General features: G+C 33.7%; 9 protein-coding genes. 6 read left to right on the top strand and 3 right to left on the bottom strand.

Going from position 1 to position 11,798, the window contains the following annotated elements:
* A complete protein-coding gene (locus EO244_RS11045; protein WP_129254733.1) occupies window positions 1-1,776 on the bottom strand; it encodes a chloride channel protein in 1,776 nt (591 codons plus the stop codon).
* A gap of 48 nt (window positions 1,777-1,824) precedes the next feature.
* On the opposite strand from EO244_RS11045, the gene EO244_RS11040 reads away from it, so the two are divergent.
* The 6 genes from EO244_RS11040 (at window position 1,825) to EO244_RS11015 (ending at window position 10,524) form a co-directional block, all read left to right on the top strand.
* Entirely contained in the window at window positions 1,825-2,466 is a 642-nt protein-coding gene (locus EO244_RS11040) for a HutD/Ves family protein (protein WP_129254732.1), read from the top strand.
* Between the two features lie 230 nt (window positions 2,467-2,696).
* Window positions 2,697-3,815 (top strand): DUF4249 domain-containing protein, encoded by a 1,119-nt coding sequence (locus EO244_RS11035; RefSeq protein ID WP_164977473.1) that lies wholly within the window; start codon window positions 2,697-2,699, stop codon window positions 3,813-3,815.
* Window positions 3,816-3,846: 31 nt separating this feature from the next.
* Complete coding sequence (locus tag EO244_RS11030) at window positions 3,847-4,977, top strand: DUF4249 domain-containing protein (protein WP_129254730.1); 1,131 nt, start codon at window positions 3,847-3,849, stop codon at window positions 4,975-4,977.
* 11 nt (window positions 4,978-4,988) lie between these two features.
* Window positions 4,989-5,675, top strand: coding sequence for a hypothetical protein (locus EO244_RS11025; protein ID WP_129254729.1), 687 nt, complete (start codon window positions 4,989-4,991; stop codon window positions 5,673-5,675).
* Window positions 5,676-5,680: 5 nt separating this feature from the next.
* Entirely contained in the window at window positions 5,681-8,404 is a 2,724-nt protein-coding gene (locus tag EO244_RS11020) for a TonB-dependent receptor (protein ID WP_129254728.1), read from the top strand.
* Window positions 8,405-8,409: 5 nt separating this feature from the next.
* Complete coding sequence (locus EO244_RS11015) at window positions 8,410-10,524, top strand: hypothetical protein (protein WP_129254727.1); 2,115 nt, start codon at window positions 8,410-8,412, stop codon at window positions 10,522-10,524.
* Between the two features lie 82 nt (window positions 10,525-10,606).
* On the opposite strand, the gene EO244_RS11010 is transcribed toward EO244_RS11015, so the two are convergent.
* Both EO244_RS11010 and EO244_RS11005 read right to left on the bottom strand, forming a co-directional pair.
* Window positions 10,607-10,999, bottom strand: coding sequence for a carboxymuconolactone decarboxylase family protein (locus EO244_RS11010; protein ID WP_164977472.1), 393 nt, complete (start codon window positions 10,997-10,999; stop codon window positions 10,607-10,609).
* A gap of 312 nt (window positions 11,000-11,311) precedes the next feature.
* Window positions 11,312-11,644, bottom strand: a complete 333-nt coding sequence (locus EO244_RS11005) for a rhodanese-like domain-containing protein (RefSeq protein ID WP_129254725.1) — start codon at window positions 11,642-11,644, stop codon at window positions 11,312-11,314.
* Window positions 11,645-11,798: the final 154 nt, after the last annotated feature.

The raw sequence follows: 11,798 nt of genomic DNA, 5'->3' as shown, positions 1-11,798 counted from the left end.
CTATTGGGCTGTAATTTTAACCAACAATTTACGATAAGCAGAAAATAACTTAGCTTTCGAAACAAAACCAACATACTTTCCATTATCTAATACAGGTAAATTCCAAACTCCGGTTTCTGTAAATTTTCTCAAAACTGTTTCCATTGAATCTTCAAAAGAGATCGAAGCCGGAGGCATAATCATCAAGTTACTGATAGGCGTAGTATACATCTCTTTATTAAACATGATATCCCGAACCTGATCGAGAAGAACAACGCCTATTAAGAACCCCTCTTCGGTAAGTACCGGATAAATATTTCTTTTCGATTTGGATATCACATGAATCAAGTCGCCCAAGTTTGCATCTTCATCGATACTTAACAGATCTGTTTCGATTACCATTGACAGCTGCATAAATCGAAGAACAGCCTGGTCCTTATCGTGTGTAATCAACTCGCCCTTTTGAGCAAGCTGTATAGTAATTATCGACTCTTTTTGAAAACTCTTTACTGTAATAAAAGAGATCGTCGTCGACAGCATTAAGGGAACAATCAATTCATAACCACTGGTAATCTCCGCAATCAGAAAAATACCGGTTAGCGGAGCATGTAAAACGCCTCCAAGAACACTAGCCATACCAACCAAAGTAAAATTACTTGCTGAAAGTGACTCTGCCAATTGAAAATGATTGATGATATACACAAAAAGAAAACCAAGCATGGCACCTGTAAAAACTGAGGGTGCAAAAATACCTCCAATACCACCAGCTCCTATTGTAATAGATGTTGCAATCACCTTCAGAAAAACCATAGCCCCAATAAAAATCACAACCATATAACCAACATGGGTATAATTCTCAAAAAGGCTTGAGTGAAATACCTCCTCTAGATTCCCAACTATTAAAGCCTTAACCATATTGTAACCCTCACCGTAAAGAGCAGGAAAATAAAAAATAAGCACACCTAAACTCAATCCGCCAATTAGCATTCTATTTTTAAGTAAGCGAATCTGTCCAAAACGCCTTTCAATCCAAAGAAACATTCTGGTAAAATACACGGATATCAAACCAGATAAAATACCTAAGAGAATATAGAATGGGATATCTTTTATCTCAAAAGGGTGCGTAATCGTGAATTCAATTAAAATACTTTCATCAAGAAATAACTTGGTTGTGATCGCCCCACTAACCGATGCCATCAAAAGAGGAATTAGGGAAAATCGGGATAAATCAATCAACAAAACTTCCAATGCAAAAACAATAGCTGCAATGGGGGTATTAAAAATAGCTGCAATCGCACCTGAGGCTCCGCAAGCTAACATGATGGTCACCTCTTTATAATTTAGATGAAAGTTTCGAGCCATATTGGACCCTATCGCGGCTCCCGAAGATATGATGGGTGATTCAAGCCCTATACTTCCACCAAAACCTGCCGTTATAATCGATCCTATAACTGAGGAATAAGTCTTATGCAACTTGACAATACTGTTACGTTTTGATATAGCATGCAAAAGAGAGCTTATATTATGCTTCACAAAGTCGCGGATGATATACTTCTTAAAAAACAGGGTCAAGCCCACTCCTATCATAGGATAAAGAAAAAACAGGTAGTTTTGATAACTCCAGTTTATACCCTCCAAAAGAAATTCCCGCCCTCTGTATACAGCCGTTTTTAACACAAGAGCTGTCATGCCGGAAGTAATCCCTACCAAAACGCTAAGTATTAAAATAAAAGTCCGGTTGTTGATGTGACGGAGTCTCCATATCAGAAAGCGCCGCCATCGAGTTGTTTTCGCCATGAAATTTATTTGGAGTTGTTACCTTCTAATTTACCAAATAGAATGTGAATGGAAAAACAAATTATTAAGTTTGAACACAATTATTATAAACTAAGAGTTAAAAATCCTATGGCATTTTCAATCATACCCGCAAAAGATTTTAAGACCATAAACTGGTCGGGTGGAACCAGTACCCAACTATACATTTACCCAGAAACAGCGAAATATGAGTTGAGAGATTTCGATTTCAGATTAAGTACAGCTAAAGTCGAAGTCGAACAATCAGACTTTACCTCACTACCTGGAGTCTCAAGAAAAATTATGGTTCTTGATGGCCAAATAGAAATTTCACACAAGAACCTTTATAATAAAATACTACACGAGCTTGATGTTGATGCATTCGAAGGTGATTGGCAAACCTCATCAATAGGCCTGTGTACGGATTTTAATTTAATGACTAAAGGGAAAACCAAAGGAGAATTAAGTTCGTTATCTATTCTACAAGGACAAACAACTGATTACCCAATTCCCTCAATGCATACAATGATATTTATCTACCTCTATACAGGAGAAATAGGTTTAGATATTGAACAAAACGATCTAATATTAAATCAAGGCGAATTATTAATTCTTGATAATCTGAATACCAATAATCTTAATCTCACGGCTTATAAGGACAGTCAATTAATTATCTCAGAAGTATCATTATGATTTATTTTAATCACTCATAAAGTGAAATTCGTCAAAAAAATATTGTTTTGATAAAATCCATCAGAATTCATACTTATCAAAAGAAACATAGCCATCTCATAAAAAAGAGATGGCTTTTTTATTATAAATTAAATTCAGAAGCCATGAAAATGAACAACATCATATTTATATGTAAATTAATTTATTATTTTTAGGCAAACCCTAACCTCTTATACCCAATGCCCCTAAAAGTGAAACTGTTTTATTTTTCGATATTATTAATATCAATAAGTTCTTGTACGGAAAAATTTTATCCAGACATTGATGAAGATGTATCAATCCTTGTTGTGGATGGAAAAATCACCAATGAATTAGGATCATGTGAAGTCCGATTATTTAGAACAGTTAAGTTTTATGAAGATTTTTCATTAAAACCCGAACGAGATGCAATGATTATTCTCCATAATGATAAAGGAGAAACCGAAGTCCTTAAAGAAAGCGAACCGGGTATTTATCACAATTCTACAAATCTTATTCAAGGAGAAATAGGACAGACCTATTGGATTGAAATACAAACATTAAATGGTGAAAGCTACGAATCGATTCCTGAATTAATGCATTCTCCTTTCGAAATCAGCTCGATATACGGAGATGAACTAGAGGTAATAAAGGAGGATGGTTCAAAAGAAAATGCTGTTGGTATATTCTTTGATGCCAAGAATCATGATAACACGAGCACTTATCTAAGATGGGAATACCGGGAAAGTTACGAATGGCACTCTCCCTTTAAACTTCAATCAAAACTTTCAGACACCCCAACCGAGATTTGTTATCCAGCTAATGACTTTAACTTAATTAATCTTTTTGATCTTTCAGGTTTCTCAGTAAAGGAAGCCAATCACCTCCTAACATCAAAAATTCTTCAACATGAAGTTAAATTAGAATACCAATATCTTTTAAATATGAATCTATACTCTATATCCCAGGAAAATTATGAATTCTGGGAAAGTATGAAAGCTATTCATCAATCTAATGGTAATCTCTATGATGTTTTGCCTGCCAATATAAGAGGGAATCTTTCATCTTGTAAAGATGATTGTGAAGTATTAGGTTACTTTGAAGCATCCTCAATTCGAACAAAAAACGAACTATTTTCCAAAAGTGAATTCTCACTTAATTTTTCAGATTTCCCCGATGAATGCAAGACAATAACCATGCAATTCGAACTAGGTCAATTTCCTGACCCGACAAAATTCTATATTTTAAAAGAATATTCAATAGGAAATACAGCATTTTTTATAGTAAGGAGGGTACATTGTTTTGAGTGCAATCTAAAATACCCTATAAAAAAACCTTCCTTTTGGCCATAACCTGTCTATCCTATATTAATCCTAACGTACAATGACAACTCTAAGATTAATCATCATATTATCCTTATTGATATCTTCTTTTTCATGCACAGAAGAATTCTATCCTGAAATCGATGACAATGCATCTATACTTGTCGTAGATGGAAAAATCACCAATGAATTAGGATCATGCGAAGTTCGATTATTTAGAACAGTTAAGTTTATTGAAGATTTTTCATTAAAACCCGAACGAGATGCAATAGTTATTCTGCATAATGATAAAGGAGAAACCGAAGTCCTTAAAGAAAGTGAACCTGGTATTTATCACAATTCCACAAATCTTATTCAAGGAGAAATAGGACAGACCTACTGGATTGAAATACAAACACTAAATGGTGAAAACTACGAATCAATTCCTGAATTAATGCATTCTCCTTTCGATATCAGCTCGATATATGGAGAAGAACTGGAGGTGATAAAGGAGGATGGATCAAAAGAAAATGCCGTTGGTATATTCTTTGATGCAAAAAATCCTGATAACACGAGCAAGTATCTAAGATGGGAATACCGGGAAAGTTACGAATGGCATTCTCCCTTTAAAGTTCAAACAAAACTATCAGATACCCCAACTGAGATTTGTTATCCAACTAATGACTTCAACTTAATTAATGTTTTTGATCTTTCGGATTTCACAATAAAAGAAACCAATCACCTCCTAACATCAAAAATTCTTCAACATGAAATAAAATTAGAACACCAATATCTTCTGGATATGAGTCTTTACTCCATAACTCAGGGAAATTATGAATTTTGGGAAAACATGAAAGCTATTCATCAATCTAATGGCAATCTCTATGATGTTTTACCTGCAAATATCAAAGGGAATATTTCATCTTGTAGTGACAATTGTGAGGTATTAGGCTACTTTGAAGCATCCTCGGTACAAACTAAAAACAAGTTATTTTCTAAAAACGAATTCACTGTAGATTTCTCTGACTTTCCTGAGGAATGCAAAAAAATAACCATTCGAGTAAAAGACCCAAAAAACAGACCAGACCCTACAAAATTCTATATTTTAGAAGAATATGTAGTAGGTGTAACCCTTATCTTTATTGTAAGACGAGTACATTGCTATGAGTGCAATCTAAAATACCCTATAAAAAAACCTTCCTTTTGGCCCTAATCCTAAAACATATGAAAACAAAATTTATTTACATTAATTTATTAATCCTAATATTTATTGGATCTAATCATTGTCTCTTGGGACAACCCCTTTCAAAAGGCAATATAAAAACAATCATTAATGGTAGAACTTGGGTCCCTAAAACATCAATCGCTTTAGGAGAACAATTTTTTCTTGAAAGGTTGGACCTCAAGGGAAGTTTACTGTTTAAAGGAACTCAATTTGACAATATCATCTTTGCCTATGACATCTTAACAGAGGAAATTATTACTGCCATAGAAACTTCAGACAAAACAAAAAGGAACATTATTATAAACCCCTGCTTCCTCGAAGGATTTAGTGTGGCAGATACCCCCTATGAATTTAATTTTCTTAGAGGTGATTTATTACATCCGAAATTAAATCCTGACAACTACTATCAGTTTGTGAAATTTCCTAATCTTCGATATGTCATCAAACGAAAGAAATACAAAGTATTAAAGTCTGATCAATCTGGAAAATTTAAATATGCTGTTGCTAACAGCTTATTTTTAATTAAAAATAATGAGCTAATTCCTCTAAGTCGGAAAGGTGATATTTTAAAAATTTTCCCTCATAAGAAAAAAGAAATGAAACGCTTTATCAGAAGTAATAAATTAAAAATTGGAGCAAAAACGCCAATGGATGCAGTTGTTCTTCTATCAAAATTTGATTTGTAAAAGCTATGAAAAAAACACTCATCCTACTCATCAGTCTTTTTCTGATCAATTCCATTTCAGCTCAGAATAAAATGGAATTAAATATTGGATATGAAGGAATGTCATTTATCGAATTGACTCTTGAACTTGAAAGTAAATATCAAATTCAGACCTTTTATTATGAATCCTGGGTTAAAGATATTAAGCTGAAAAAAAACTACTCAAATATTGATCTTCAGAGTCTAATAACGGACGTTTTATCTGGAACGAAAATTCAATTTTTAATTAAGGGGAATAGTCTAATTTTAACACAATTTGAAAATTTAAATCACGAATTTAACTTTCAAAGAAAAATTAACGACGTGCAACCTCAGGTTGTGGAAAATGAAATATTAGAGAATGATCTTTCAATCCTCCAACAACAAGAATATGTTATTCATGAAATTGGAGTTGCTCTAGGGCATAAAAAAGTCAAAGTTTTCGGAAATATCACTCTGTTTGAGACTGGCCAGCCCCTCAAGGGTGTTGAGGTTTATCTACCCAATATGAGAAAAGGTGTTACCTCTGACAAAGACGGTTACTTTGGACTTGAACTGACACAAGGATCCTATGTTTTAAATTTTAAACATATGGGATTAAAGAAAACCGTACGAAAAATAAACCTTCGTGGTGATGGTCGATTAAATGTGCAAATGATTAAGGAAGCGCAAGCCATAAAAGAAGTCAAGGTTTTTGCAAAGGACAACAATGTTAAGCGAACAGCTATGGGCATAGAACACTTTGTATCTAAGGATATTGAAAGTTTGCCCTCAGCACTTGGAGAGCCTGATATTATAAAAAGTACAACTATGCTTCCTGGTGTTGAAAGTGCTGGAGAAGGTGCTATTGGATTTAATGTAAGAGGAGGTTCTGCTGATCAGAACTTAATCCTAATTGATAATGCTCCGATCTACTACCCTGCTCACTTTTTTGGTTTCTTCTCAGCCTTTAATAACGATATGATTCAGGATGCGAGTCTTTATAAATCAAGTATCCCTATTCAGTTTGGAGGGCGTATTTCGTCTACTTATGACATTCATTCTTCAGAAAATATAGCAGATGAGATCAATGGCAAAGTAGGTGTTAGTCCTATCACATCCAAAGCCTATCTTAATCTTCCATTATTGAAGAAAAAGCTTTCAATAATGAACTCATTCAGATTCACTTATTCAGATTGGATAATCAAAAAGATCGACTCAAAAGAATTGGTAGATTCGAAATCAAATTTCTATGATTTACATGGTAAAATTCTATATAAACCAAACTTTAACAACCAAATAGAACTCAGTTACTACAATAGTAAAGACGAATTTCAACTACATTCCGATACGGTTTACAATTTCAATAATTTTGTCAGTTCAATTAACTGGAGATATCGCTTCAGCGAAAAATTGAAAATGAAAAATAGTGCCCATTTCACAAGTTTCTCATACGATATGGCTTCAAATGACATTCCTAGTAGTGCATTCAAACTAACACATCAAGTAAAAGATATTGGGTTTAAATCGCACCTAACATATGAAAAAAATGTTTTTACGAAATTTGACTTTGGAGCTGCTGCAAAATATTATGAAATCAGCCCAGGGGAATTAAAGCCCAACTCCAAATCTTCACTCGTCACAACGAATAAAATTGATATTGAAAAAGGCTTGGAAACAGCAATATTTGCAGGTGCTAAATTTGACCTGTTTGGATTCATTAATGCTGAGGCTGGTTTTCGCTATTCTCTATATGGAAATTTGGGAAAAAGAAAAGAAGCTCTATATGAAGGAGGTATACCTAACAGTCTCAATAGAACAGAAATCCAAAATACGTCAGGAGGATTAAACAATATTTATCATGGCCCTGAAGTAAGATTTTCAATTAACTATGCCATGAATAATAACAATTCGTTTAAAGCCAGTTACAACAGAACACGCCAATACATCCATTTATTATCTAACACGACATCGATATCACCAACCGACACGTGGAAACTTAGCGATCGTTACCTTAAACCTCAAATTGGTGATCAATTTTCAATGGGATATTACCGCAGCATTTTGGGTTCTCTAGCAGAATTATCGGTTGAGGCCTATACGAAGCGTGTGAAAAATGCCAAAGATTATAAAGATGGTGCAGAACTCTATTTAAATAAATTTACTGAAACAGAGGTTTTAAATGCAGATGGCAAAAACTATGGGGTAGAGTTCTTATTACGCAAAAAATCCGGACGATTCAATGGCATGGTCAGCTACTCCTACTCGAGAAGTTACTTAAAATCAAAAGATCAAACTGGTGCGTTTGCCGTGAACGATGGGGAATGGTACCGAGCTCCTTATGACAAACCCCACAATCTTAAGGCATTCTTAAGTTTTAAGCTTTCAAGACGATTCATTTTTTCAACCAATTTGGTTTATCATACTGGACGTCCAGCAACTTACCCTACAGCTAAATATCAAATCCAGAATATACCAATAGTATATTACTCTAAAAGAAATGAATACAGACTTCCCAATTATTTTAGATCTGATATCACTTTATTGGTAGAAGGAAATCTGAAAAAGCACAAGAATTATCACACATCATGGTCTTTTGGCATTTATAATCTTACTGGCCAAAGAAATACATATTCATCATATTTCCGTATCGAAGATAGTAATGTGGTGGGATACAAACTGTCAGTTTTTGGAGAAGCTATACCAACGATTACATATAATATTGAATTCTAAGTACTATGAAAAATAAGATCTTCAAGCATATCAGCCTTATTCTAGTCGTAAATTTAACTTCGATTTTAGGTTGTTTTGCTCAAAAACTAACTACGGAACGATTACATGTGCATCTCCAAAAAAATATTTATATGGCAGGCGAAGCGATCCACTTTAAGCTCTACTGTATAAATACAGAAACTCAAAAACTAACGACAAACAGTAAGGTCGCATATGTTGAGTTGATTGGAGAAAATGGTTTCCCTGTAGCCCAAACGGATATCATCCTAGAACATGGAATGGGTGTAGGAGGAATTGTAATTTCACCCCAGCTCCCCACTGGTAATTATGCGATTAATGCTTACTCTCATTGGATGAAAACAAGTTCTGAAAATTTAACAAACGTCACTTCTCTCTTTGTCTTCAACAATCAGAATACGAGTAATGATAGCAACAATAATTTAAAGAAATTAAGTGGAACATTCAGAGATTTAAACAATAACGATTTAACACTCTTAAAGTCTAACAATGATAAAGAAGATGTGTCAATTCACACAAAAATTGAAGATCTTAATAGAATCCTAAAAATCTCACTAACATCGAATAATCCAAAAATTAACGAAACTTATAAATTTCAGCTATTATCCAAAGAAGGTAAAATATTAGAAAAAGAATTTCAATTTAGTCAAAAAAACACGGATTTTTTTCTAAAACTAAATGACTTAAAATCGACTAATTATAATCTTTGTGTAAAAAATAATAAAGAGCAGATTATTAAAACTGCTGTGATACACCTTGCAAAATCACATCGTGGTCTTTTTATTGAAAGACCTAGGATTACGAATTCTAAAAGAAAAAAAATAAGACTTAATCTTCACTTAGAAGATCTTTCTCATGATGCTGATAGTTTATTCCTATCTGCAAGTATTAAACTAAAAGAACCAAGTAACTCATCAATAAATATTATCGATTACCTTAATCTCTATTCGGATTTTGGTGCAGACATGTTACCATATTTTGAAAAGTTTGCTCAAATCAAGAATAAAAGTTGGATCGTAGAAAATGGACCTGAAACACTTTGGTTAAGAGATTCCAGCTCGTATAAAGTAAATGCCAATCGATACGCCGAGACTGAAGCTTATATTTTAGAAGGGACAATAAAGAATAGAAAAACACAAAAGCCATTTGCTAAAGAAAATGTTTTTCTTTCGAAAATTGGATCTTATGCTGATATCAATACATTTTGTACAAATGATCAAGGACAATTTTACTTTAATCTGCCTTTAAAAAAAGGTCTTCATGATATCTCTATTCAAGTCCCACATAGAAATGATTTAGACCTGGGTATTCAACTAAAAAATAAATACAACACAGAAGGATTCGCTCCCATGCCATGGCATCAGCAACAATTCAAAGACGAACAATTAGCCTTTATAAAGCAACTTTTTGATAATCAAAGAATCCGAGATATTTATAACCAGAAGTCATTCTATGAGACGAAAGATACTTGTCTGCATAGAGGACAAGAGAATTTCTATGGTAAAGCCAAATTTTCTATAAAAACAGATGACTATATCAAATTAGATTCTTTGGAAGAATATTTTCATGAATTCATTTCAACAGTTAAAATTAAGTACAAAAAAAAGAAGCCTCACATGTATGTTTATAGCCCAGATGTAGCTCGTGTTTTTAAACAAGATCCTCTAATCCTTTACGATGGACTTATTTTATCTGACGCTTCCAAAATACTGAATAAAAACTCAAAAATGATTGATAAAATAGAGGTAGTTCCATATGAATACTATTATGGTTCATCACACTTATATGGGATCATAAGTGTTACATCAAAACAAAAAGATTGTCAATTATCTGAACTACCAAAAAATACTGAACGCTATTATTTACCCTTATTTACTAAGAGTGTTGAATATCTAAGAACAAATGAAAATCAACAACAAAGACATCATGCCGATTTCAGAACCGATCTGCTTTGGGAGCCCAATATAAAACTGACTCGTGATAAGGACTTCAACTTGGAATTTATAAGTAGCGATGTAGAAGGAGAATACGAGTTGACTGTAGAAGGGATTTCAGAAAAAGGAGAACCAATAGTTATAAAACAAAGCATTCTGGTAGAATAATTTTAAAAAAAGGTGATCAGAATTTGATCACCTTTTTTTTAACTCTTTCAACACAAACATATCAGAAAAACGAGACTCCCTCTCAATTTTGCATGTTCATTTCTCTAACATGAGCACAAACAGCATCAATTTCTTTGGTAAACTCTTCAAAATCTAACTGCATACCATTAACGTAAGCACTCCAACCAGCTGTTGCTTTAGCATAGTGAATCGCTTCCTGAATTTCATCATCAGTTGCCCCATTTAATTTTGCCATTACTGTATGAAAATAAACACAATAACGACATTTCGTTACAGCTGAAATCCCCAATCCGATAAGTTCCCGCTGTTTGCCATCGAGACTTCCTCCTTCGAGCTGTATCGTTTTAAATAAACTCCATTCCAACTCCAAACTCGCATCGGGAATTGATTTAAACATACTGGGAACAAGTCCGAGCATTTGTTCCATCTCCTCATAAATCTTACTTCTCTCCATAATATCCTCCCACATTTAAATAGAACAAAGTTACGGCATATGTTTGCCTAAGTCAATATGTAGATTTACTCTAAATAGCAATCCACACAGCTACTTATCAGGTAATTATATCCATGGAGACATGAAAACTATTATTCTATTTACCAACTTACAGAATTCATTTACAAAAGACTAAATGTGGGAAAAAGCCTGATGATAATGATGAGAATTTTACTCAATAATAACTCTTATTTAGAATGAACAACTAGAATGAAAAAGCTCAACAAAATGAATTGCTGAGCTTCCAGATAAAATTGATAAAGGCTTATTCTATTAAACATTCGCTTCGCGATGCCAACGATTAATGCCTCCTTTTAAATGTGCTGTTCTGTAAAAACCACTCTTTTGTAAGTAATTTCTCACCTGCTTGCTTCTGAAACCTAAATGGCAAAACACAACCAAATCCTTATCTCTTGGCAGGGTGCCCATCTTCTCGGGAATTTGCCCCATAGGAATATGAATGGCATTTTCGATGCCACCCTGAGCCAGCTCATGCGATTCGCGAATATCGATCAATAGAATATCATCTCGCTTTTCCATTTCGCTGATTAATTCCTGTGGTGTATAACTTGTTTTGGGAGCATTATTGTTTGAGAAAAATAACATAGTCTATAATTTTAAATGAAACACTTTTCAAGCCTCTACAGTTCCTTTCAACATCTTTCCGGCTTGTTCTAACAAATATAAAAAAATAAGCGTGCCTTAAGTCTTATTTTTAAAAGAAAACTACGCCTCTTGATCCGTTGGCAAATCAGATCAC

This window comes from Ancylomarina salipaludis (assembly GCF_004122035.1).
Classification (GTDB): Bacteria; Bacteroidota; Bacteroidia; order Bacteroidales; family Marinifilaceae; genus Ancylomarina; species Ancylomarina salipaludis.
This window is presented reverse-complemented; position numbering and strand designations above follow the sequence as displayed.